Annotated in this window: 23 protein-coding genes and 4 tRNA genes; 7 read left to right on the top strand and 20 right to left on the bottom strand. The window is 69.5% G+C overall.

Annotated features, from left to right (window positions below):
* Nucleotides 1–55: 55 nt before the first annotated feature.
* The 6 genes from BOSE127_RS07335 to BOSE127_RS07360 all read right to left on the bottom strand — a co-directional run bounded on the left by BOSE127_RS07335 (nt 56) and on the right by BOSE127_RS07360 (nt 6,447).
* Entirely contained in the window at nt 56–1,000 is a 945-nt protein-coding gene (locus BOSE127_RS07335; RefSeq protein WP_159556737.1) for a TolB family protein, read from the bottom strand.
* Between the two features lie 131 nt (nt 1,001–1,131).
* A complete protein-coding gene (locus BOSE127_RS07340; protein WP_071251880.1) occupies nt 1,132–1,971 on the bottom strand; it encodes a carbohydrate ABC transporter permease in 840 nt (279 codons plus the stop codon).
* Nucleotides 1,964–2,959, bottom strand: a complete 996-nt coding sequence (locus BOSE127_RS07345) for a carbohydrate ABC transporter permease (protein ID WP_017888646.1) — start codon at nt 2,957–2,959, stop codon at nt 1,964–1,966. The genes BOSE127_RS07340 and BOSE127_RS07345 overlap by 8 nt, the downstream gene beginning before the upstream one ends.
* A 178-nt stretch (nt 2,960–3,137) precedes the next feature.
* Entirely contained in the window at nt 3,138–4,439 is a 1,302-nt protein-coding gene (locus BOSE127_RS07350; protein ID WP_017888645.1) for an ABC transporter substrate-binding protein, read from the bottom strand.
* A gap of 113 nt (nt 4,440–4,552) precedes the next feature.
* Nucleotides 4,553–5,704: a Gfo/Idh/MocA family protein gene (locus tag BOSE127_RS07355; RefSeq protein WP_159556739.1), complete on the bottom strand. Its 1,152-nt coding sequence runs from the start codon at nt 5,702–5,704 to the stop codon at nt 4,553–4,555.
* A complete protein-coding gene (locus BOSE127_RS07360) occupies nt 5,701–6,447 on the bottom strand; it encodes a sugar phosphate isomerase/epimerase family protein (protein ID WP_159556741.1) in 747 nt (248 codons plus the stop codon). The genes BOSE127_RS07355 and BOSE127_RS07360 overlap by 4 nt, the downstream gene beginning before the upstream one ends.
* A 143-nt stretch (nt 6,448–6,590) precedes the next feature.
* Here BOSE127_RS07360 and BOSE127_RS07365 point away from each other — a divergent pair, with 143 nt between their 5' ends.
* Nucleotides 6,591–7,802 (top strand): ROK family transcriptional regulator, encoded by a 1,212-nt coding sequence (locus BOSE127_RS07365; RefSeq protein ID WP_017888642.1) that lies wholly within the window; start codon nt 6,591–6,593, stop codon nt 7,800–7,802.
* Between the two features lie 68 nt (nt 7,803–7,870).
* Nucleotides 7,871–8,554, top strand: coding sequence for a YqaJ viral recombinase family protein (locus tag BOSE127_RS07370; protein WP_159556743.1), 684 nt, complete (start codon nt 7,871–7,873; stop codon nt 8,552–8,554).
* 35 nt (nt 8,555–8,589) lie between these two features.
* On the opposite strand, the gene BOSE127_RS07375 is transcribed toward BOSE127_RS07370, so the two are convergent.
* The 6 genes from BOSE127_RS07375 to BOSE127_RS07400 form a co-directional block, all read right to left on the bottom strand.
* Nucleotides 8,590–9,198, bottom strand: coding sequence for a Pr6Pr family membrane protein (locus BOSE127_RS07375; protein WP_139179796.1), 609 nt, complete (start codon nt 9,196–9,198; stop codon nt 8,590–8,592).
* Nucleotides 9,199–9,283: 85 nt separating this feature from the next.
* Nucleotides 9,284–9,973: a 50S ribosomal protein L1 gene (rplA, locus tag BOSE127_RS07380; protein ID WP_017888639.1), complete on the bottom strand. Its 690-nt coding sequence runs from the start codon at nt 9,971–9,973 to the stop codon at nt 9,284–9,286.
* A gap of 90 nt (nt 9,974–10,063) precedes the next feature.
* Nucleotides 10,064–10,495 carry a 50S ribosomal protein L11 gene (gene rplK / locus BOSE127_RS07385; RefSeq protein WP_017888638.1) on the bottom strand — a complete coding sequence of 144 codons (432 nt, stop codon included), beginning with the start codon at nt 10,493–10,495 and terminating at the stop codon, nt 10,064–10,066.
* 158 nt (nt 10,496–10,653) lie between these two features.
* A complete protein-coding gene (gene nusG / locus BOSE127_RS07390) occupies nt 10,654–11,706 on the bottom strand; it encodes a transcription termination/antitermination protein NusG (protein ID WP_017888637.1) in 1,053 nt (350 codons plus the stop codon).
* Between the two features lie 134 nt (nt 11,707–11,840).
* On the bottom strand, nt 11,841–12,104 hold the full coding sequence (secE, locus tag BOSE127_RS07395) for a preprotein translocase subunit SecE (protein WP_017888636.1): 264 nt from the start codon (nt 12,102–12,104) through the stop codon (nt 11,841–11,843).
* 35 nt (nt 12,105–12,139) lie between these two features.
* Nucleotides 12,140–12,212 (bottom strand) — tRNA-Trp (locus BOSE127_RS07400).
* A gap of 152 nt (nt 12,213–12,364) precedes the next feature.
* On the opposite strand from BOSE127_RS07400, the gene BOSE127_RS07405 reads away from it, so the two are divergent.
* Nucleotides 12,365–13,591, top strand: coding sequence for a pyridoxal phosphate-dependent aminotransferase (locus tag BOSE127_RS07405; RefSeq protein ID WP_159558115.1), 1,227 nt, complete (start codon nt 12,365–12,367; stop codon nt 13,589–13,591).
* Between the two features lie 103 nt (nt 13,592–13,694).
* On the opposite strand, the gene BOSE127_RS07410 is transcribed toward BOSE127_RS07405, so the two are convergent.
* From BOSE127_RS07410 to BOSE127_RS07420, 3 genes are read right to left on the bottom strand one after another with little or no spacing between them, the layout of a single operon-like run.
* The gene (locus BOSE127_RS07410; protein WP_140448995.1) at nt 13,695–14,723 is read right to left on the bottom strand and encodes a UDP-N-acetylmuramate dehydrogenase; all 1,029 of its coding nucleotides are present in this window, start codon (nt 14,721–14,723) and stop codon (nt 13,695–13,697) included.
* Between the two features lie 2 nt (nt 14,724–14,725).
* Nucleotides 14,726–15,151, bottom strand: coding sequence for a MaoC/PaaZ C-terminal domain-containing protein (locus BOSE127_RS07415; RefSeq protein ID WP_042541105.1), 426 nt, complete (start codon nt 15,149–15,151; stop codon nt 14,726–14,728).
* A complete protein-coding gene (locus BOSE127_RS07420; protein WP_082047026.1) occupies nt 15,148–15,597 on the bottom strand; it encodes an FAS1-like dehydratase domain-containing protein in 450 nt (149 codons plus the stop codon). Before BOSE127_RS07420 ends, BOSE127_RS07415 begins: the two co-directional genes overlap by 4 nt.
* A gap of 169 nt (nt 15,598–15,766) precedes the next feature.
* Here BOSE127_RS07420 and BOSE127_RS07425 point away from each other — a divergent pair, with 169 nt between their 5' ends.
* The gene (locus BOSE127_RS07425) at nt 15,767–16,165 is read left to right on the top strand and encodes a hypothetical protein (protein WP_159145897.1); all 399 of its coding nucleotides are present in this window, start codon (nt 15,767–15,769) and stop codon (nt 16,163–16,165) included.
* A gap of 102 nt (nt 16,166–16,267) precedes the next feature.
* The gene (locus tag BOSE127_RS07430; RefSeq protein WP_017888630.1) at nt 16,268–18,166 is read left to right on the top strand and encodes an ABC transporter ATP-binding protein; all 1,899 of its coding nucleotides are present in this window, start codon (nt 16,268–16,270) and stop codon (nt 18,164–18,166) included.
* 109 nt (nt 18,167–18,275) lie between these two features.
* On the opposite strand, the gene BOSE127_RS07435 is transcribed toward BOSE127_RS07430, so the two are convergent.
* The 5 genes from BOSE127_RS07435 to BOSE127_RS07455 form a co-directional block, all read right to left on the bottom strand.
* Nucleotides 18,276–18,349: transfer RNA gene (locus BOSE127_RS07435), tRNA-Met, on the bottom strand.
* Nucleotides 18,350–18,381: 32 nt separating this feature from the next.
* Nucleotides 18,382–18,453, bottom strand: a tRNA-Thr gene (locus BOSE127_RS07440).
* A 93-nt stretch (nt 18,454–18,546) separates the two neighbouring features.
* Entirely contained in the window at nt 18,547–19,707 is a 1,161-nt protein-coding gene (locus BOSE127_RS07445) for a M23 family metallopeptidase (RefSeq protein WP_017888629.1), read from the bottom strand.
* A 148-nt stretch (nt 19,708–19,855) separates the two neighbouring features.
* The gene (locus tag BOSE127_RS07450; RefSeq protein ID WP_159556745.1) at nt 19,856–20,686 is read right to left on the bottom strand and encodes an inositol monophosphatase family protein; all 831 of its coding nucleotides are present in this window, start codon (nt 20,684–20,686) and stop codon (nt 19,856–19,858) included.
* 58 nt (nt 20,687–20,744) lie between these two features.
* Nucleotides 20,745–20,829: transfer RNA gene (locus tag BOSE127_RS07455), tRNA-Tyr, on the bottom strand.
* Between the two features lie 196 nt (nt 20,830–21,025).
* Between BOSE127_RS07455 and BOSE127_RS07460 the strand changes: the two genes are divergently transcribed.
* Together BOSE127_RS07460 and cls are read left to right on the top strand one after the other, a co-directional pair.
* Nucleotides 21,026–21,514, top strand: coding sequence for a YajQ family cyclic di-GMP-binding protein (locus tag BOSE127_RS07460; RefSeq protein WP_017888627.1), 489 nt, complete (start codon nt 21,026–21,028; stop codon nt 21,512–21,514).
* A gap of 39 nt (nt 21,515–21,553) precedes the next feature.
* Nucleotides 21,554–23,014, top strand: coding sequence for a cardiolipin synthase (cls, locus tag BOSE127_RS07465; RefSeq protein WP_159556747.1), 1,461 nt, complete (start codon nt 21,554–21,556; stop codon nt 23,012–23,014).
* Nucleotides 23,015–23,181: the final 167 nt, after the last annotated feature.

Raw genomic sequence — 23,181 nt, forward strand, 5'->3', positions numbered from 1 at the left:
CGCGTGGACTGTCGCTCAGCGCGTGAGGACGCCGCCGATCCCCCCGGCGCTCCCGCTACCGCGCCACCGGGTAGTCGCAGTACGCGAACCACGTCGAGTCCGGCGCCCACGGCGGCACGTTGACCGTCCCCTGCCCGCCGTCGAGCGCCACCAGGGTCTCCGGCTGCACGGCGATCCGGGCGCCGCGGACGAGCGAGCCGGGCAGCAGCCGGAGCTCGACGCGGTGGTCGGCCGGGTGGCCCTGCACGCCGGGCTCGTACGACAGGGACAGCAGGTGTGCGCTGTCGGGCGACAGGTGCGGGAACCAGTTCACCCGCTCGTCGTTCGTGATCCGCACGGGGTCGTCGGCGCCGGGCCGGAGTGACGCGAGCTGCGCGGTCCCCGGTGTGAAGCGCTCGGTGTTCCAGAGCAGCGTGCCGTCGGCGGTGATCGTGCAGCCGTCGTCGGCGTGCTCGTCCCGCGTGACGAACGTCGGCTCACCGGTCGCGGGGTCGACCATCGCGACGTCGGTCGTCCAGACGCCGTCCTCGGACAGCTCACCCACGATCGCGGCGAGCGCGCTGCCGCCCGGGGCGATGCCGTGCAGGTAGAACTTCCGCTTGGTCGGCAGGGCCGCGGCGACGTCGGTGATCCGGGTCGCGGGGCCGCCGTCCGGCAACGGGACCCGGTACAGCTCGCCGTCGCGGGCGCTCACCACGATCGAGGTGCCGGACGGCTCGAGCACGTGGTCGTTGTTGATCTCGTCGACGCCGTCCATCGGCACCGGCACGAGCGCGGTCTCGTCGAGCACGGTGCCGCTGTCGGCCGACGGCAACCGCAGCAGCCAGAGGTCGCCGTCACCGTTCAGCACCAGGGTGTCGGCGTCCAGGACGTTCGGCGCCTCGACGAGCACCGTTGCCGACTCGAACACGAGCCGCGCGGTCCGTGACCGGACGTCGTACACGTGCACGCGGCTGGTCTGTCCGGGCAGCAGCTGCCGCCCCCGGGTTTCGTCGCTCATGCTTCCATCCTGTCGGTCGTCGGGTGGTCGGGGTCGGTGGGGAACGACAGAACACCGGTGTTCACGCTGCGCACCGCGTGATGCGGGGGTGTCGAGCGTGAACACCGGTGTCTTGCGGAAAGGGGCTCCGCCTACTTCACGGCACCGGCGGTCAGGCCGGCCACGAACTGGCGCTGGACCACGAGGAACGCGGCCACGACCGGGATCGACACGACGAGCGACGCCGCCATGACCTGGTTCCAGTACACGTTCGTCTGCGTCGAGTACTGCTGCAGACCGACCGCCAGGGTCGAACCGAGCCCGTTCGTCATGACCGAGGCGAAGAGGACCTCACCCCAGGCCGTCATGAACGAGTAGATCCCGACCGCCACCAGACCCGGACGGGCCGACGGCAGGATGACCCGGAACAGGGCACCCATCGGACCCGAACCGTCGACCATCGCGGCCTCGTCGAGCTCGCGCGGGATGGTCTCGAAGTACCCGGCGAGCATCCAGATCGAGAACGGGAGCGTGAACGTCAGGTACGTGAGGATCAGCCCGAGCCACGACCCGACGAGCTGGATCCCCAGGGTGTTGCCGAGGTTCGTGAAGATCAGGAACAGCGGCAGCAGGAACAGCACGCCGGGGAACATCTGCGTGGAGAGCACCGCGGTGGTGAAGGTGCTCTTGCCCTTGAAGTTCCAGCGCGAGACACCGTAGGCGGCGAACGTCGCGATGATCAGCGAGAACACCGTCGCCACCGTGCACACGACGAGCGAGTTGATGAAGTACCGGCCGAGCGGCACCGTCGACCACATGTCGATGAACGGCTGGAAGGTGATCCGCGACGGGATCCACGTGAAGTTGTCCTGCACGTCGCCGAGGGGCTTGATGGCCGTGGTGATCATCACGTAGAGCGGCACGACCGTGAACAGCGTCAGGACGACCAGTGTGATGATCTTGAAGGACTTGGCGCCAGTTGTCTCACGCACGGACGGACCTCCGGTTGGTCACGGCGAGGTAGATGCCGGTGACGACGAGCAGGAAGAGCAGGAGCAGGACGCTCATCGCGGCGCCGGAACCGAAGTTCCAGGTGATGAACGACGCGTTGTAGATGTGGAAGCTCAGCAGGTCCGCGGCCGGTGGCTGCGCGGTCGAGCCGAACAGCACGAACGGGGTGTTGAAGTCGTTGAACGTCCACAGGAACATCACGAGCACGAGCGTCACGTTGACCGGACGGACCATCGGCAGCGTGATCGAGCGCCACTGGCGGAACGGCTTCGCGCCGTCGACCGAGGCGGCCTCGTACACGTCGTTCGGCACGGACTGCAGGCCGGCCATCAGCATCAGGAACGCGAACGGCCAGGTCTTCCAGATGGCCACGACGACGACCGCGACGAAGGCGTTGTTGCCGATGAGCCAGAACGGGGCGTTGCCACCGAACAGTCCGAGCTGGTCGACCAGCAGGTGGTTCAGTGCCCCCGAGTCCCGCTGGAACATGAACTTCCAGGTGATGACGCCGGCGTACATCGGCAGCGCGTACGGCACGAGGAACAGGGTGCGGAACAGCCCGCGTCCGGCGAACGGCTTCTGCAGCGCGACGGCTGCGGCCATGCCGAACGTCCAGGAGAGCCCGACCACGAGGACCGTGAAGGCACACGTGATGAGGAACGAGTTGAGGACCCCGCGGCCGATCGCCTGGTCGAAGTCGACCACGACCTGGTAATTCCGGAACCCGGCGAAGGGCGCGGCGCCCCAGTTCGCGATGAAGTACTTGGTGAGCTGGATGAACGAGATCCAGATGCCGGTGAGCATCGGGACGATGTGGATGAGCAGCTCGAACAGGATGGCCGGCGCGACGAGCGCGTAGGGCAGCCAGTGGGTCTTGCGCTTGCGACCTGGCGGACGGCCCGACATCGTCGGGGCCTTCGTGTGCGTCAGGTCGATGCGCTCCGAGTCGGGCAGGACCGTCGTGGACATCTGGTGGGGCCTTTCGGCAGGAGGGGCGTGCAGGTGCGGTCCGCGCGTGCCGTGGCAGCCGGGAGGCGCGGGGTGCGTGGGGCGTGTGCCTCACGGCCGACGGGTGGTCGGCTCTGGAGCGTCAGGGGCTGGAGGCCCGGGCGCGTCCTGCGGACGCGACCCGGGCCTCCAGGGTGGATCAACCGGCGGCCTGGGACACCTGGTCCTGGGCGGTCTGCAGAGCCGACTTGATGTCGGCCTCGGAGACCTTGGAACCGGTCGCGATCTTGGCGAACATGTCGTTCATCGCCTTGCCGACCGTGGACTCGAACTGGTCCTCGGCGGGCACCAGCGGGAGCGGCTTCGCCTTGTTGTTGTAGATGTCGAGGAACGTCTTCGTCTGCTCGTCCGTGACGGAGTCAGCAGCCTTGGCGAGCACCGGCAGGGCCGAGTACGGCTTGTCCAGCGTCGTCTGCGTGTCCATGCTCGTCATGTACTTGACGAACTCGAGCGCGCCGTCCTTGTTCTTCGTGTTCTTGAAGACCGACAGGTTGATGCCAGCGGGGAACGAGGCGATCTGCTCGCCACCGCTCGGGGCGGGCAGGGCCACGACGCCGTACTCGGACGACTTCATGCCGAGCGACTCGATGGTCGCGTTCGCGTTGTTCTGGTTGAGGATGAACGCGGCCTTCTTCTTCGCGAAGTCCGTGGTGGACTGCGTCGCGTTGTCGTACTGCGCGTTCGACGGGTTGGCGACCTTCGAGTCCTGCATGAGGTCGAGGTACCGCTTGATGCCGTCGACGTTGGCCTTCGAGGTGAAGGTCGGCTTGCCGTCCTTGTCGAACCACTCGCCACCGTTCTGCGCCGAGTTGATGAACGCGAAGTGCGAGTTCTCGGTGTACGAACCGCCTGCGAGGCTGAAGCCGTAGGTGTCACCCTTGGTCAGCTTCTCGGCGTCCGAGACCATCTCCTCCCACGTGGTGGGCGGGGTGATGCCGGCGTCGGACAGCATCTTCTTGTTGTAGTACAGGCCGTAGGCGAGGCCGTAGAGCGGGACGCTCGTGACCGTCTTGTCGGGCGCGCCACCGGTGGACAGGGCGACCTTGCCGAACTTGTCCGCGCCGCCGATCGCCTTCATCTCGGCGTCACCGAACTCCTGGAAGGCGCCGGTGGCCTGGAGCGAGGTCGCCCAGGTGTTGCCGATGTTGACGACGTCCGGGCCCTGGCCCGAGGTGACGGCGGTCTGGATCTTGTTCTGCAGGTCGTTCCAGCCGATGACCTGGAGGTCGACCTTGATCCCGGTCTCCTTGGTGAACTTCTCGAGGACGGGGGTCAGCACCTCCTTGTCGTTCTGCAGGGACGTGCCCTGGTTGGAGGCCCAGTAGGTGAGCGTCTTGGAGTCGCCGGCGCCGCCGGACGATCCGGAGGAGCAGGCTGCGAGGCCGGTCACGGTGAGTGCGGCGGCCGCGGTGATGGCCAGTGCGCGGATGGCAGTGCGCATGACTCTCTACTTTCTCGTCGTTGAGATGGTGCAGGGATGGTACAGAGGTGGAGCTGGTGCTGCGGATGGTGCTGGTCGGGTGCTGCTGTGGGTTGCGGGCAGCACCCCGGCGGTCAGGCCAGGGTGCGATCCGCGGGGTCCCAGCCCTCGGGGAGGGTCGGGGAGGGCGACACGGTGCTCTCGACGAGCACCGCCTCGCCACGTTCTGCTGCCTCGGCGATGGAGACCATCACGTCGAGGACGTGGAAGGCGAGCGCACCGGGGACGCGGTTCGTCTCGCCGGCCCGCAGCGAGCGGGCCAGGTCGACCACGCCGGTGCCGCGCGAGGAGGTGGAGCCGACCGCGGGGATCGTCTCGGGCTCCTCGGCACCGAGCAGGTACAGCTCGGTGTCGCCGTCGAAGTTGTTCGGGTCGGGGAACACGACGGTGCCGGTCTCCCCCGCGATCTCGACGAAGCCGGTCCGGCCCCGGTCGGACTCGAACGAGAAGACACTCTGCGCGCTCCCGCCGTTCTCGAACTCGATGAGCGCCGAGTGGTTCGTCGGGACGTCCACCGGGAACTCGGTGCCGGCCTTCGGTCCGGAGCCGATGGTGCGGGTGGCGCGGGACTTCGACGCCGTCGCCGTGACCTTCTTCACCGGTCCGAACGCCTGGACGAGGGTGGTGATGTAGTACGGGCCGATGTCGAACAGCGGACCGGCGCCGTACGCGAAGAGGAACTCGGGGCTCGGGTGCCACGACTCCGGGCCGGGGCTCTGGAACAGCGTCAGGCCGTTGAGCGGCGTGCCGATGCGGCCCTCGCGGATGGTGCGGAGCGCGGTCTGCAGGCCGGCGCCGAGGAACGTGTCCGGGGCGACACTGACCGTCTTGCCCGCGGCGACCGCAGCGTCACGGAGCTCCGCGGCGCTGGCACGGTCGAGGGCGTAGGGCTTCTCACCCCAGACGTGCTTGCCTGCGGCCAGGGCCTGCAGCGCGACCTCGACGTGGGCAGCCGGGATCGTCAGGTTCACGACGATCTCGATGTCGTCGTCGGCCAGGAGCTCCTCGACGGTGCCCGAGCCGGGGACGCCCCACTTCTCGGCCTGGGCGGCAGCGCGCGGCAGGTCGATGTCGGCGATGAAGCGGACCGTCACGTCGGGGAAGACCGTGAGGTTCGACAGGTACTGGTCCGAGATGACCCCGGCGCCGATGACGCCGACGCCGACCGGGCCGGTGCGCAGCGTGCTGTCGGTCGCCGTCGCAGCGGCGGTCGTGGTGTCGGTCATGCGCGGGCCCCCTCGAGGAACGTGTAGGAGTCGGCGACGGCCTGGAGGACGTCACCGTCGTGGTCGTCGAGCTCGACGACGTGCAGGGCGTCGGGTGCGGCGGCGATGATGTCGCGGATCGGCATGATGCCGTTGCCGACGGCGACCTGCTGCTTGTCGTCGTGCGAGCCGTCGCCGTCCTTGACGTGCAGGAACCGGACCTTGTCGCCGTACTTGCCGATGACCGCGACCGGGTCGTCCCCGCCGACCTGCACCCAGTAGGTGTCGAGCTCGAGCACGACGTCGTCGGACAGGGCGTCGGCGAAGACCTCGTAGGCGCTGACGCCGTCGATGCGGTTCGAGAACTCGAACGCGTGGTTGTGGTAGCCGAGCACCAGACCGTGGTCGGCCGCCCGCGGGGCGAGCGCGCTGAGTTCGCGGGCGATCGCCTCGACGTCCTCGCGGGTGGTCCAGCGGGCCTCGTCGATGTGCGGGTCGATGAGCGTCCCGAACCCCAGGGTGGTGGACGCGTGGAAGATGCGCTCGAGGTCCTGCTCGCCGGCGTCGAGCAGCCGGGCGTGGCCGCTCGGGGCGGCGAGGCCTGCGCTCCGCAGGGCGGCGGCGAGTTCGTCGGCGTTGTCGACGAAGCCGAAGGCCTCGACGTTCGTGTAGCCGATGTCGGCGATGCGCTGCAGGGTGCCGGGCAGATCGGCGCTGAGGGCATCGCGGACCGTGTAGAGCTGGACCGAGAGCGGTTGGGTCACCAGGGTTCTCCTCGTCGAGATGGTGCGGTCGTCAGTGACCGATCGTCACACTACGAGCACTTTTGTCGGCGGTCAAGCAGAAGTCGAAGGAATGTCGACGGACTTCATTGCGTGGCGCGAACGATGTGTGCTTCACTCCCCACATGGTCGACTTGAACCGGACGGCAGCGTCGCCTCCGGTCGGGACGAGCGAGCTCTTCCAGATCCTCCGCGACGGCGTGCCGCGCACCAGGGCCGAGCTCGCCGCACTGACAGGACTCGCACGCTCCACCATCGGCGTGCGCCTCGACTCCCTGATCGACATCGGACTCGTCGGTGCCGTCGACACCGCCGTCTCCACCGGCGGCCGTCCGCCCGCCCAGGTGGCGCTGAAGCCCCGCGCCCGGCTCGTCATCGCCGCCGACCTCGGTGCGTCGCACGGCCGCGTCGCCGTCACCGACCTGGTCGCGGCACCGCTCGCCACCCGTGATGCCCGGATCGACATCGCGGCCGGCCCGGTGCCGACGCTGTCGTGGCTCGTCGAGACGATCGACGACCTGCTCGCCGAGGTCGGGCGCAACCGACAGGACGTTATCGCGATCGGCATCGGCGTCCCCGGACCCGTCGAGTTCTCCACCGGACGACCGGCCAACCCGCCGATCATGCCCGGCTGGGACGGCTTCGACGTGCCCTCGTGGCTCCGCCAGCACATCGCCGCCCACGTCCTGCTCGACAACGACGTGAACATCGCCGCGCTCGGCGAACGGGAGCACGGCTGGCCGGACATCGACCACCTGCTGTTCGTGAAGGTCGCCACCGGCATCGGTTCCGGCATCGTGTCCGAGGGCCGGCTGCAGCGCGGTGCCCAGGGCACCGCCGGGGACATCGGGCACGTGCGCGTCTCGCGCGCCGGCGACGTCCCGTGCCACTGCGGCAACACCGGCTGCCTCGAGGCCGTCGCCTCCGGTCCGGCCATCGCCCGGGCCCTCCGCGCGAAGGGGCACGACGTGCACACCGGAGCCGACGTCATCGACCTGGTGAACCGATCGGACCTCGACGCGATCTACGCCGTCCGGCAGGCGGGCCGTGACATCGGCGAAGTGCTGGCGACGTGCATCTCGCTCATCAACCCGTCCGTCATCGCGCTCGGCGGATCGATCACGCAGGCGGGTGAGCACCTGCTCGCCGGCGTCCGTGAGGTCGTCTACTCCCGCTCGATGCCCCTCGCCAGCGAGCACCTCGTCATCGTGCAGTCCCGTGCGGGCTCCCTCGCAGCGCTGCAGGGTGCCGCGGCCCTCGCCATCGGCTACGCCCTCTCCCCCGCCGGGGTCGACGAGCTCGTCGCCTTCGCCGAGGGCCGCGAACTGGCCTCCTGACGCACACCCGCCCGCCGCGTGAGCGCGTCGGTTTCGGTCCTGCCGGTGGTCGGGGGGACAATCGTGGGGTGACGATCGTGCAGCCCACCCTGTGGGGCGACCTGGACCCCGGTCTGGAGGCGTATCCCGCCCCCGGTACGCCGGTCCCGGCCGCGCGTGACGCGTTCACCGCCCTGCGCGGCCACACCGAGCGCATCGTCGCGCACTCCTCGGACCGCGCCGCGTGGCTCCGCGCCCGCGCCATGGGCATCACCGCCACCGACGTCGCCCGGCTCGCCTCCCTGCGCGCCGTCGAGGCCGTCGTCACCGAGAAACGCTACGGCTCCCGGTTCTCCGGCAACGCGTTCACCGAGCACGGGAAGGACCGCGAACCGGTCATCGCCGCCTGGGTGGCTGCCACCCACGGCATCCAGCCCTCGGCGCACCTGTTCCACGCCGCCGCGAACCGCGCGCACCTCGCCACCCCGGACGGCGTCGGGGTCGACGAGTCGTCCCGTGTGGTGCTCGCCGAGATCAAGACCACCGGCAAGGGCTGGCGGAGCATCCCCCGGCACTACCTGCGGCAGATCTGGTGGCAGCAGTACGTGCTCGGCGCCGACCGCACCCTGTTCGTCTGGGAACGCCACGACGGGTTCGTCCCGGTGGCCGACGAACCCGAGTGCCGCTGGGTCGACCGCGACGACGACCAGATCCGGGGGCTGGTGCAGCTCGCCGACCTGGTGCTCGACAAACTGCGCGGCTTCCGCTCCTAGACCGTCAGCTGGACCGTCTGCTGGACCGTCACCAGCTAGACCTTCACCAGCCGCAACCGGCTCATCCCAACGACCAGGATCCCGAGCAAGGTGATCGACACCGCGATCCCGACGACGTAGATCGCGACGACACCGTAGCCCTGCGCGGGGTCGAGGAACGGGTACGGCACCCACCCGTCGGTCGCACCGCGGACGAGCACCACGGTGGTCCAGACCGCCGGGTAGAGCAGGAACCACCACACGTGCCGGAGCAGCAGCCGTGCTCGGTCCGAGAACAGCAGCCAGTCGAGCACCGCGTACACCGGGATGATCTTGTGCACGATGTCGTTCGACCACGGCACCGAGGCCGACACGTTCGCGCCCGTGAGCAGCGTGTTGTAGACGATGCCCGTCGTCGCGATGTACACCGTGGCGGCACCGCGGAGCACCGAGACGGCGAGGTCCGCCCGCTTGCGACGTGCCGCGGCGACGAGCGTCACCGCGAGGGCCACGGCGATGATCAGGTTCGACTGGATCGTGAAGTAGCCGAAGAAGTTCCAGAACGAGTAGGTCGGGGACTTCGCGCTCTCGAGCCACTGCGCGACGACCGCGACGACGATGGCGATGACGGCGATCAGCCGGAGCGAGTTCACGAGGGTGCGCACCACACCACGTTATCGGGACACGCGCCCCACATGCGGAAAGGACCCGCACCGTTGCCGGTGCGGGTCCTTCCACGAGTCAGTGGACTCAGATGCTGTTGACGTCCAGCGGGATGCCGGGACCGAAGGTCGTCGAGACGGCGCCCTTCATGACGTAACGGCCCTTCGAGGACGACGGCTTGAGGCGGTTGATCTCCTCGAGCGCGGTCGAGATGTTCTCGTCGAGCTGCTCCGGCGTGAACGAGGCCTTGCCGACGACGAAGTGCACGTTGGCGTGCTTGTCGACGCGGAACTCGATCTTGCCGCCCTTGATGTCGTTGACTGCCTGCGCGACGTTCGGGGTCACGGTGCCGGTCTTCGGGTTGGGCATGAGGCCACGCGGGCCGAGCACCTTGCCGAGACGACCGACCTTGCCCATGAGCTCCGGGGTCGAGACGGCGGAGTCGAACGAGGTGTAGCCCTCGGCGACCTTCGCGATGAGCTCGTCGCCACCGACCTCGTCGGCGCCGGCGGCGATGGCGGCCTCAGCAGCCGCGCCCGTCGCGAAGACGATGACGCGGGCGGTCTTGCCCGTGCCGTGCGGCAGGATGACCGTGCCGCGGACCATCTGGTCGGCCTTGCGGGGGTCGACGCCGAGCTTGAGCGCGACCTCGACCGTGGAGTCGGTCTTCGAGGAACCGGTCTCCTTGGCCAGGGCGACGGCCTCGGTCGGGGTGTAGAACTTGTCGGCCTCGATCTTCGCGGCCGCGGCCTGGTAGGCCTTGGACTTCTTCGCCATGGTGGTCTCCTTGCGAGATACGTGGTTGGCGAGCCGGCGAGGCTCTCCCACGGAAAGGTGTCTGGTGGTGGGCCGGAGCCCGATCGGTGCTTAGGCCTCGACCGTGATGCCCATCGAGCGTGCGGTGCCGGCGATGATCTTCGCGGCCTGCTCGATGTCGTTGGCGTTCAGGTCGGCCTGCTTGGTCTCGGCGATCTGACGGACCTGGTCCATCGAGATCTTCGCGACCTTGACCGTGTGCGGGGTCGAGGACCCCTTCTGCACACCAGCAGCCTTCTTGATGAGCTCGGCGGCCGGCGGGGTCTTCAGGACGAACGTGAACGAACGGTCCTCGTAGACGGTGATCTCGACCGGCACGACGTTGCCACGCTGCGACTCGGTCGCCGCGTTGTACGCCTTGCAGAACTCCATGATGTTGACGCCGTGCTGACCGAGCGCCGGACCGATCGGGGGTGCCGGGTTGGCGGCTCCCGCGTTGATCTGCAGCTTGATCAGGCCCGTGACCTTCTTCTTCGGTGCCATGACTTGTCTTCCTCCTGGAATCGAACACACGGGGATCCGTGCACTCTCCCGCTGGTCCGGCCGTTCCGGACAGCGGTGAAGGCCCGCTCGCACGAGGCGCACGGGCCCAAACCCGTTCAGTGTAGTCGATCTCGGTGATCGCTACAGCGTGGTGATCGCTAGAGCTTGGTGACCTGGTCGAAGCTGAGCTCGACCGGGGTCTCGCGCTCGAACAGCGAGACGAGGACGGTGAGCTTGCCGCTCTCCGGCTTGATCTCGGAGATCGAACCCGGAAGACCCGCGAACGAGCCTTCCTTGATCGTGATCGTCTCGCCGATCTCGAAGTCGACCTCGGCTGCGGGCTGTGCCTGCAGCGAGCCGCTGCCCTTCGCGCCACCCTTGGTCGGGGCGGCCTCGGCCACCTGCACCAGGGACTTGAGCATCCCGAACGCCTCGTCGAAGCGGAGCGGGGTCGGGTTGTGGGCGTTGCCGACGAAGCCGGTGACACCCGGGGTGTGGCGGACGACCGACCACGAGTCCTCGTTGAGGTCCATGCGGACGAGCACGTACGAGGGGATCCGGACGCGGGTGACCAGCTTGCGCTGCCCGTTCTTGATCTCGACGACGTCCTCCATCGGGACCTCGACCTGGTAGATGTAGTCCTCCATCGACATCGAGACCATGCGGTTCTCGATGTTCGACTTCACGCGGCGCTCGAAGCCCGCGTAGGAGTGGATGACGTACCACTTGCCCGGCTTCATCCGCAGCTCGGCCTTGAAGGCCTCGTACGGGTCGACCTCGGCGGGCTCGTCGTCCTCGTCCTCGGCGTCGAGTGCCTCGTCGGCAGCGAGCGTCTCGTTGGCCTCGGCGGCGGTCTCGGACTCGAGCTCGACTTCTTCCTCGTCCTCGACGGCCTCGACGGCGGCCTCGGCCTCGTCGGCGGAGTCGATCTCGAGGGCGTCGTCCACGACGGCGTCGGCTTCGGGGTCGCGGGACTCCTGCAGAGCCGTCAGCGCTTCGTCGAGGCCGGCGTCGACGGTGCCGTCGTCGGGCTCGGAGCTGAGGCCGAGCGACTCGTCGTCGTCGCCCTCGATCGAGATCGCACGCTCTTCAGCGGACTCGACGGAGCGTCCTTCGCCGGTCTCGACGTCGCCTTCCTGGTTCTCCTCGACCTCGGAGGACTGCTCGGCAGCCGTCGCGAGGTCGATGTCATCGCGGGAGTTGTCAGACACAGTCGATTCTTTCCGTTCGGTGGTTCGGGTCGGGTTGGCGGTCGGTCATGGTCACGATCGACGCCGTCACGATCGACGCCGTCTCGGGCGACCGTACTCCTCGGAACGGCTGCGCACGGCAACCGACGTCGGGGTCAGGCCGTGGGCCCGTTGCCGAAGACGTACCCGACGCCGAGACCGAACACGAAGTCGAGGATCGACACCAGGATCATCATGACGACGACGAACACGAGCACGACACCCGTGTAGCTGAAGAGTTCCTTGCGGGTCGGCGTCACGACCTTGCGCAGTTCGCCGATCACCTGACGGATGAAGAGCACGATGGCAGCGATGGGCCCGCGGCGCTCGGCCCGGTCCTGCTTCGCCTGGGCGACGACGTCGTCCGCCGTCGTCTCCATGTCTTTGCTCGCCAACTTCTACCCTTCCAGAGTTGCAGGGCGGACAGGACTCGAACCTGCAACCTGCGGTTTTGGAGACCGCTGCTCTACCAATTGAGCCACCGCCCTTCGCAACACGGCTCGTCACCGATCCGCGTTCCGGTGGACGAGTCTACGGGAGTCCGTCACACGGTGTCCACTTGACCCCTTCCACGGCGTGCCGCGCCGGTAGGCTGAGCCCCGTGAGCACCGCAGCCCCAGGCCCCGAGTCCACCGCCCACGTGTCCCCCGACACCCTCGCCACCGCGTCGGACGATCACCCGCGCATCGCGTCGCGCATCGCCGCCATCGCCGAGTCCGCGACGCTCAAGGTCGATGCCAAGGCCAAGGCGCTCAAGGCCGCCGGGCGCCCGGTGATCTCGTTCGCCGCCGGCGAGCCCGACTTCGCGACCCCGCAGCACGTCGTCGATGCCGCCGTCGCCGCGGCGCAGGACCCGAAGAACCACCGCTACACCCCCGCGACCGGCCTGCCCGAACTGAAGCAGGCCATCGCCGACAAGACCGCCCGGGTGTCCGGCGTCACGGTCGAGCCGTCGCAGGTCATCGTGACGAACGGCGGCAAGCAGGCGGTGTACCAGGCGTTCCAGACCATCGTCGACGCCGGTGACGAGGTCCTGCTGCCCGCGCCGTACTGGACCACCTACCCCGAGGCCATCCGCCTGGCCGGTGGCGAGCCGGTCGAGGTCTTCGCCGGCAGCGACCAGGACTACCTGGTGACCGTCGAGCAGCTCGAGGCAGCCCGCACCCCGAAGACCAAGGCACTGCTGTTCTGCTCGCCGTCGAACCCCACCGGCGCGGTGTACTCGGCCGAGCAGACCCGGGCGATCGGCGAGTGGGCGCTCGAGCACGGCATCTGGGTGATCAGCGACGAGATCTACCAGGACCTGGTGTACGACGGCGTCCGCTTCGCCGGCATCCTGGCCGAGGTCCCCGCCCTCGCCGACACCACGATCCTGGTGAACGGCGTCGCGAAGACCTACGCCATGACGGGCTGGCGCGTCGGGTGGTTCATCGGCCCGACCGACGCCGTCAAGGCCGCTTCCAACCTGCAGTCGCACCTGTCGTCCAACGTCTCCAACGTGTCGCAGCGTGCCGCGATCGCCGCGCTGACCGGTCCCCAGGAACCCGTCGCCGCGATGCGCGAGGCCTTCGATCGTCGACGTCGGTCGATCGTGGACGGCCTCAACGCGATCCCGGGGTTCCGGACGCCGACCCCGCAGGGCGCCTTCTACGTCTACCCGGACGTCACCGAACTGCTCGGCCGCGAATGGGCCGGCGCCACCCCGACGACCACGCTCGAGCTGGCGGACCTGATCCTCGAGCACGCCGAGGTCGCGGTCGTCCCCGGTGAGGCCTTCGGTCCGTCCGGCTACCTGCGTCTGTCGTACGCGCTGGGCGACGAGGACATCGCCGAGGGCGTCGCCCGACTGGCGGAGTTCTTCGCGTAGACACTGCCGGACACGGAACGGGCCACCTCGTCGAGGTGGCCCGTTCTTCCCGTTCCGGGAGGCCCGTGGAGCGTCGTGCTCGTCGGTCCCGTCGCGCGGACGCTCAGCCGAGCAGGTCCCCCACCACCACGGGTTCCGGGACGAGCGAGACACCGAAGCGGTTCAGGACGCTCACCTGCACGTACCGGGCGAGCTCGGCCACCTGCGCGGCCGTCGCCCCGCCGCGGTTCGTCAGTGCGAGGGTGTGCTTCGACGAGATCGCCGCGCGCGAACCCGGAACCGCGTACCCCCGGTGGACGCCGGCGTGCTCGATGAGCCAGGCCGCACTGAGCTTGACGTCGTCGCCCGCGGGCCAGCGCGGAGCATCAGCGGGCAGGGTCTCGGCGAACGCGGGCGAGACGATCGGGTTCGTGAAGAACGATCCGGCGCTCCAGGTGTCGTGGTCGTCCCCGTCGAGCACCATGCCCTTGGAACCGCGCAGCCGCAGAACCTCGTCGCGGACGGTCGTGGGCGGCACGAGCGCGCCGAGGTCGACACCGAGCGAACCGGCGAGCTGCGCGTACTGCACGGGCACGCCGTGCTCCCCCGCGAGTCCGAGCCGGAACTCCACCGTCAGCACGACACCGCGCCGACCGTGCTTGAGGGTCGACGTGCGGTAGCCGAGCGCCAGCTCGGCTACCGGGACCCACGCGCGCTCCCCCGTGGCCGCATCCAGGAACTCGACGCGGGTGAGCACGTCGGCGAGTTCGACCCCGTAGGCGCCGATGTTCTGCACGGGGGACGCACCGACCGTGCCCGGGATGCCGCTGAGGGCCTCCAGGCCGGTCCAGCCGTTCGCGACCGTCGTGGCGACGAACGGGTCCCACGGTTCACCGGCGGCGACGCGGACGGTGACGCCGTCGGCGTCGCGGTCCGCGTCGACGCCCGTCGTGCGGACCAGCACGACGGTGCCGTCGAAGCCCTGGTCGGCGACCAGCAGGTTGCTGCCGCCGCCGAGGACGAGCCACTCGTGGTCGTCGAAGGCGTCGGTCGCGTGGGCGACGAGCTCGTCGGTCGTCGTCGCCGTCAGCAGCCGGGTGGCGGGCCCGCCGACGCGGAGCGTCGTCAGGTCGGCCAGCACCGGCTCGGACACGGTCAGTGGAACACCACCGTGACCTGCGCCTTGCCGAGCACGGTCTGCCCGGCGGCGGTCACGGTGAGGTCGATGCGCTTCGGACGGCCGTCCTCGTCGACGGTGCCGACCTTCGCGACGATGCCGACCGTGGCACCCTGCTCCGGGTCGACGACGACGGGGCGCGTGAAACGGACGCCGTAGCCCGCGACCCAGCCGCGGTCGCCGAGCCACTCGGCCACCGGCTGCACGGCGATCCCCATGGTGAGCATGCCGTGGGCGAGGACGCCGGGCAGACCGACCGAGGCGGCGACGTCGTCGCGGTAGTGGATCGGGTTGAAGTCGCCCGAGGCGCCGGCGTACCGGACGAGCGAATCACGGGTGAGGTGCACGGCACGTTCGGCGACGACGGTGCCGACCTCGAGCGCGGTGGCGGGTGCGGCGGTCATGCGTCGTCTCCTCGGACCACGAGGGTGGAGGTCGCCGTGACGACGTGCTCCCCCTCGGCGTCGTTCATGGTGCTCTGGGCCGTGACCATCGCGTTGCCGCCGAGGGTCTTCACGCTGGTCACCGTCAGGGTCGCGGTGAGCTCGTCACCGGCGACGATCGGACGGTCGTAGGTGAAGGACTGCTCGCCGTGGACCACGCGGGAGAAGTCGATGCCGGCGTCGGGCTCGTTCAGGAGCTGCGCGAGCGTGGCTTCCTGCACGACGACGGCGAACGTCGGGGGTGCGACCACGTCGGCGTACCCGGCGGCGCGGGCGGCGTCCGGATCGTGGTGGACGGGGTTGGTCGCGAACACCGCACGAGAGAACTCGCGCACCTTCTCGCGGCCGACCAGGTAGGGCTGGGCCGGCGGGAACGTCCTGCCGACGAGCTCGGGGTTCACTGACACCACGGCAGTCTACTGAAGGCCCGTGCGGGCGGGTCCGTCCGGGCGGGTCCGTCTGGCGCTCGGGCCGCACTGTCGTCCATGAGAACGCATCAGTTAGACTGTCTGAGACCGATTCGGGGGAATCGGTGCGTGCCGTTCGGCACGCGTTCGTTCGGGACGGGGAGGGCCGATGGACACCACGACGGAGTTCGCCGTGCACACGGGCGACCGGTGCACCGCCATGGAGGTCGCCGCCGCCGCGCTGCGCCGCACCGGTCACCACGTCGAGTCGACCGGTGGCACGATGACCGCGACGGCAGGCAGCCGGGCGCTCACCATCCTGCTCGGCGCGCTCGTGCAGCCGGCCCGGGAGTACCGCCGGTACGAGCTGTCCACCGTCGTGGACGGTGCCACCACGACGATCTCGCTGCGCCGGGCCGGGCACGGCACGGCCGTGTCCGGCGGCAGCATCGGAGCGAACCGGCGTCGGGCCGCCTGGCGCGAGGTCACCGCCGCCGTCGAGGACGCGTTCCGCACCGCCGGGGTGCTCGCGACGCGGACCGACACCGGCTCCCACCGCACCCGGTAGCGGGCTGCAGCACGTGGCCGCCCGGCGGACCGTGCCCGGATCGGTCACCGATGACCCCGTCGGCCATCTAGGTTGGGCGCGGGGCCCGGGAAAGGAACCGCCATGAGCATGGAGAGCGCTGCCTGGAGCTCGCTGTACAAGATCTCGTCCGCGCAGGGCGGCAAGCACGGGTTCTCCCGCGCGACCGTTAGACGGATCCTGACGTTCGCGGTGCCGTACCGGGCGAAGCTGCTGGTGTTCATCGCCCTCTCCGTCGTCGGTGCCTTCCTCGCCGTCGCGACGCCGGTGCTCGCGGGACGGGTGGTCGACGTCATCGTCGCCCGGGGCGAGGTCGCCACCATCGTCCGGCTGGCCGTGGTCATCGCCCTGGTCGCCGTCGCCGACGCCGCCGTGTCGCTGACGACACGCTGGTACTCGGCACGGATCGGCGAGGGCGTGATCCTGGACCTCCGCACCGCCGTCTTCGACCACGTGCAGAAGATGCCGATCGCGTTCTTCACCCGCACCCGGACCGGCGCGCTCGTGAGCCGCCTGAACAACGACGTGATCGGTGCGCAGCAGGCCTTCAGCGGCACCCTGTCCGGCGTCGTCACGAACCTGGTGGCGCTGGTCCTCACCCTGATCGTCATGCTCAGCACCTCGTGGCTCGTGACGGTCCTCGCCGTGGTGATGTTGCCGCTCTTCCTGGTCCCCGCGCGCCGGATGGGCAGCCGCCTGGCCGCACTGCGCCGCGAGGCCGCCGACCACAACTCCGCGATGAGCACCCAGATGACCGAGCGCTTCTCGGCACCCGGCGCCACCCTCGTCAAGCTGTTCGGTCGGCCCGACGAGGAGGCCGAGGAGTTCCGCGTCCGCGCTGCCCGCGTCCGCGACATCGGGGTCCGGACCGCGATGCTGCAGTTCGTCTTCTTCACCGCACTGATGCTCGTCTCCGCACTCGCCCTGGCGCTCGTGTACGGGCTCGGCGGCTTCCTCGCGCTCGCCGGGCGGCTGGACACCGGCGAGGTCGTCACCCTGGCGCTCCTGCTCACCCGCCTGTACGCGCCGCTGACCAGCCTGGCGAACGCCCGGGTGGAGATTATGAGCGCGGTGGTCAGCTTCGAGCGCGTCTTCGAGGTCCTGGACCTCGAACCGCTCATCCAGGAGCAGCCGGACGCGGTCACCATCCCCGACGGGCCGGTGTCCGTCGAGTTCGACGACGTCCGATTCGCCTACCCGTCCGCCGACAAGGTGTCCCTCGCCTCGCTCGAGGAGGTTGCGACGCTCGACACCCGCGGCGGCGAGGAGGTCCTGCACGGGCTGTCCTTCCGGATCGAGCCGGGCCAGACCGTCGCCCTCGTCGGGACGTCGGGTGCGGGCAAGTCCACGGTCGCGCAGTTGCTCTCGCGCCTGTACGACGTCGACAGCGGCACCGTCCGCCTGGCGGGCACGGACGTCCGCGACGTCACCTTCGCCTCGATGCGGCACACCCTCGGCATGGTGACGCAGGACGGCCACCTGTTCCACGAGACCATCCGCTCCAACCTGCGGTTCGCGCGGCCCGAGGCGACCGAGGACGAGGTGTGGGACGCCGTCCGTCGCGCTCGTCTCGAACCGCTCATCCGGTCCCTGCCCGACCAGCTGGACACGATGGTGGGAGAACGCGGCTACCGGCTGTCCGGCGGTGAGCGGCAGCGCATGACCATCGCGCGGCTCCTGCTCGCCCAGCCGCGCGTCGTCATCCTCGACGAGGCGACGGCAGCGCTGGACTCGACGTCCGAGGCCGCCGTGCAGGCCGCACTCGGCGAGGCGCTCGAGGGACGGACCGCGATGGTGATCGCCCACCGACTCTCCACCATCCGCAGCGCGGACCTGATCCTGGTGGTCGAGGACGGCTCGATCGTGGAGCGCGGCACACACGACGAGCTGCTGGCCGCCGGTGGGCGGTACGAGGAGCTGCACCGGACCCAGTTCGCCGCGCAGGAGAACGTCGATGCCGACGCGGAAGCAGCGGTGGACTGAGCGGGCGGTCGGGCAGTCGGACAGTCGGGCGGCGCAGCAGGGGTGTGCGCCGCCACCAACAGAGAAGGCCCCCTGACCCAGGTGATCCTGGACGAGAGGGCCTTGCGCGTAGCGAGGGCGGGACTTGAACCCGCGACCCCACGATTATGAGTCGTGTGCTCTAACCAACTGAGCTACCCCGCCAGAGATCCGGAGCGGCGTGCGCACCGGGTCGGAGCCCCGAGTCAGGATTGAACTGACGACCCCCTCCTTACCATGGAGGTGCTCTACCACTGAGCTATCGGGGCGATGTGCCGCGAACGGCACCACACGAGGATAGCAGACCTCCGACGCTGCTCCGGAACCGGACGAGACGCCCGGGCGTGCCGCGTCGTGGGCCGCTAGTTCGCGTTGGCCTTGAGCCACGCCAGCGGGTCCACCGGGACTCCGTCCACGTGGACCTCGAGGTGCAGGTGCGGGCCCGTGGAGTTGCCCGTGCTGCCGACGAGACCGAGGATGTCGCCGACCTCGACGTGCTGGCCGGTGACCACCTTGAAGGAGTTGTCCTCCATGTGGCCGTAGACGCTGACGAACTGCTTGCCGTCGACGTCGTGCTCCACCCAGACGTCGTTGCCGAAGCCGCCGTCGTTCGCCTGCACCTTGATCACGGTGCCGGCGGCGATGACACCGATCGGGGTGCCCTCACCCGGTGCGAAGTCGACGCCCATGTGGTTCGTCGAGCAGAACGAGCACCCGGCGACCTGGCGGCCACCGAAGCCCGAGGTGATCGGGACGCCGGTCAGGAACGGCCACTGGATCGTGCCCGTCGGGTCGTTCGTGAAGCTCGAGGAGTCGACGTTGGCGTACTGCGTGGCGTCGGACACCGTGAACTGGTCTCGGGCGGTGGAACCGTCGGCGGCGGCCCCGACCTGCATCGACTGGGTGGCACCACCGGAGGTGGCACGAGCCGCGGTCGACCCGGACTCGGGCACCCAGAGGGCCTGCGCCGGCAGGGAGGTCGAGACGACCAGGCCGGCCGCGAAGAGCAGGGCACCGACGGCGGTCACGCGCGAGGCCGACCGGCGGAACGACGCGCCCCGCTTCCGGGTCGGCGCTGCGACGGGTGTGCTGGTGGAGGGGATGTGGCGCGTCGCGCGGTCGACCGGGGCCGGGGCCGTCGTGGCTGTCCGGCCGTTGCGGCGGCGTGAGGCGGGGACCTGACCGGCCACGCGGCGGGGCTCGGACACGGGAACGACGGGGGCGACGGACTGCGCCTGCACGTCGGGCGAGGTGGGTGCCGGCGGCGTCTGGATGCGCGAGGCCGGGCGCGCAGGCGATGCCGGCGCGAAGTCGATCGGCGACACGGGGGCCGCAGGGGTCCCCGGCGTGGCCGCTCCGATGACGTCGTCGAAGCTCGGACCCGTCGAGTCCTGCGCCGTGGTCGAGCCTTTGGCCGCTGCTCGTTCTGCCTCGATCCGAGCGCGTCGGGTCTGGTGGACGACCGGGGTGGCGGCGTCGACGGAACCGTCGGTGGGAGCGGACGACAGAGGAGTACGGGGCATGCGTGCGGTGGCGATCCTGATCGGAGAAGGGCCCACTCGTTGGTAACGAGCAGATAACGGGACCTGAGCACGCTAGCAGGCGACGTCCCAGGTCGCCAGTCGTGGTCATGTCCACCCAGGACCCCCGGAGGTGGTGCCCGGCGGGTCGTCAGGCCGGCACGGATTCGAGCGCACCGGCCTCGAGCCGACGCACCAGCGCCTCGAGTTCGTCGGCGACGGCGGGGCTCGCGAACAGGAAGGAGCGGGTCCCCCCGGCCTCCCAGATGCGGATGGTCGCGCCGGCCTCCTGTGCCACGAGGGCCCCGCCCGCCATGTCCCACGGGTTGATCCCGCGTTCGTAGTAGGCGTCCACCGTCCCCGCCCCGACCGCGCAGCAGTCGAGCGACGCCGCTCCCCCACGGCGGATGTCCCGCACCTCGCCGATGAGACCGGCGAGCACCGCCACCTGCTCGCGACGACGGTCTGCCGTGTACCCGAACCCGGTGGCGACGAGCGTCTCCGCCAGCGACCCGGGCGCGGCGACGGACAACGGCTCCCCGTCACGCGTCGCGCCCTGTCCGGCGGCCGCGCGGAAGACGGTGCCCGTCGCCGGTGCCACGACGACGCCCGCGATCGGCTCCCAGGTCATCGGGTCGGCCCCGCCGCGGACGACACCGATGCTCACGCCGTACTCGTCGCTGCCGTACAGGTAGTTGACCGTGCCGTCGATCGGGTCCACCACCCACGTGATGCCCGAGGCACCCGAGGCGGATCCGGACTCCTCGCCGTGGAAGGCGCCGTCGGGACGGGCCTCGGCGATGCGGGCACGGATCAGCGCCTCGACCTCGCGGTCAGCGGCCGTGACCACGTCGACGATGCTCGACTTCCGGTCCGCGACCTCGACCCCCTCGGCGCGGCGCCGTGCGGCCAGCGCCGCGGCGTCACGGGCGATCGACTCGGCGAGGTCGGCGAACTGGGCGGGGGTGAGGTCGGAGGCCATGCACCCATCCTCCCGGAAACACCGTCGGCCCCGTCCGCAGTGGACGGGGCCGATCAGATGGTGGCAAGTGAGGGATTCGAACCCCCGAAGGCTACGCCGGCTGATTTACAGTCAGATCCCTTTGGCCGCTTGGGTAACTTGCCATGCGCACCCAGCCGGTGTGATCACCAACCGAAGGCGCGCACAAAAGCATAGCGGATCGCTGACGGTGGTCGTGACCACCGTCAGCGATCCGCGCGACCGGAACCCGGCCTCCCTCCCCATCGGCACGGCCCGGACGCCGCTGGCGCGTCGCCCGGGAACCGGCGACGCGGGCCCTCCGCCGTTAGGCTGTTCCGCATGGCAGACAGTTCCTTCGACGTGGTCAGCAAGGTCGACAAGATGGAGGCGGAGAACGCCCTCAACCAGGCGGCCAAGGAGATCGAGCAGCGGTACGACTTCAAGGGTGCCGACGCCTCGGTCGCGTTCAGCGGTGAGGACGTCCTGATCAAGGCGAACTCGGAAGAGCGCGCCAAGGCGGTCCTCGACGTGCTGCAGAGCAAGGCGATCAAGCGCAACATCAGCCTGAAGAGCCTGGACGCCGGCGACCCGTACCCCTCGGGCAAGGAGTACCGCATCGAGGTCAAGTTCAAGAACGGCATCGAGCAGGACGTGGCGAAGAAGATCGGTGCGTTCCTGCGGGCCAACGCCCCGAAGACCGTGAAGAGCCAGATCCAGGGTGACGAGCTCCGCGTCTCGTCGAAGAGCCGTGACGACCTGCAGAACACGATCCAGCTCCTCAAGGGTGAAGAGTTCGACGTCCCGTTGCAGTTCATCAACTTCCGCTGACCCGCGGCCCCTGCGAACGACACCCGACACCGGCACCCCGTGGAGCACTGGCTCACCGTCGTCATCACCGTCCTGCTCGTCCTGCTGGATCTGGCGATCCGCGTCTTCTCGATCATCTACGTCCCGATCAACCGGAAGCCGCAGACCGCGACGGCGTGGCTGCTCGCGATCTTCCTCATCCCCTACATCGGCTTCATCGTCTTCCTGGTCATCGGGTCGACGAAGCTCCCGCGCGCCCGACGCGAGAAGCAGACCGAGATCAACGCGTACATCCTCGAGCAGACCGAGGGCATCGAGCGGGTCCGCCGTGACCACCCGTGGCCCGCGTGGCTGGAGAGCGTCACACGGCTGAACCGCGAGCTCGGAGCGATGCCGTTGGTCGGGGGCAACTCGGCGGAGCTCTACCCCGACTCCGAGGAGTCCATCGCCGAGATGACCCGGGCGATCGACCAGTCCCGCCGCTTCGTGCACGTCGAGTTCTACATCGCGACGCTCGACGACACCACCCGGCCCTTCTTCGAGGCGCTCGCGCGGGCGCAGTCCCGCGGTGTGACCGTGCGGTTCCTGCTCGACCACTGGGCCAGCCGCGGATACCCGGGGTACAAGGACACCCTGGCGTTCATGGACCAGGCGGGCATCGAGTGGCACCTGATGCTCCCGCTCCTGCCGCTGCAGGGCAAGTTCCAGCGTCCCGACCTCCGCAACCACCGGAAGATCATGGTGCTCGACGGCTCGGTCGCGTTCACCGGCTCGCAGAACCTGATCGACGCCTCCTACGACATCAAGTCCCACGTCGAGAAGGGCATGGTCTACAAGGACCTGTTCGCCCGGTTCGAGGGGCCGGTCGTCGCCGGGCTCAACGCCCTGTTCGTCACCGACTGGTACAGCGAGACCGACGAGCTGCTGCTGCGTGAGAGCGACCCCGTCCAGCGGGCCGACCGCGGCGACGCGCTCGACTGCCAGGTGGTGCCGTCCGGGCCGGGGTTCGACGGCGAGAACAACCTGCGCCTGTTCAACGCGCTGCTCTACTCCGCGCAGCAGAAGGTGTCGATCACCTCGCCGTACTTCGTGCCGGACGACTCGATGCTCTACGCCATCACCACGACGGCGCAGCGTGGGGTCGAGGTCGAACTGTTCGTCGGCGAGATGGGCGACCACACGATGACCTGGCACGCGCAGCGCTCCTACTACGAGGGACTCCTGCGGGCCGGCGTGAAGATCTGGCTCTACCGCGCGCCGACGATCCTGCACGCCAAGCACTTCACGATCGACGACGAGGTGTCGGTGATCGGCTCGAGCAACATGGACATGCGCTCGTTCAGCCTGAACCTCGAGGTCTCCGTGATGGTGCGCGGTCACCGCTTCGTCGACGCCCTGCGCGAGGTGCAGGAAGCGTACAAGCAGCACAGCTTCGAGCTCACGCTCGACGAGTGGGTCGACCGTCCGCGCCGTTCCAAGGTGCTCGACAACGTCGCGCGGCTCACGGCGGCGCTGCAGTAGTCGCAGCGTCGCAGCGTCGCAGCGCGCACCGTGGCGGCGCGCACCGTCGCACCGTGCGTCGCCCTCCACCCGGTGCGACCTTGGCCGCACAGTGCGTCGCGACAGCGGGGCACCCGGCGAGCAAGCCCGCGGCGAACGGACAACCCTGCACCGTGCGTGGCGTTCGG

This window comes from Curtobacterium sp. 8I-2 (assembly GCF_902506155.1).
GTDB lineage: Bacteria > Actinomycetota > Actinomycetes > Actinomycetales > Microbacteriaceae > Curtobacterium > Curtobacterium poinsettiae.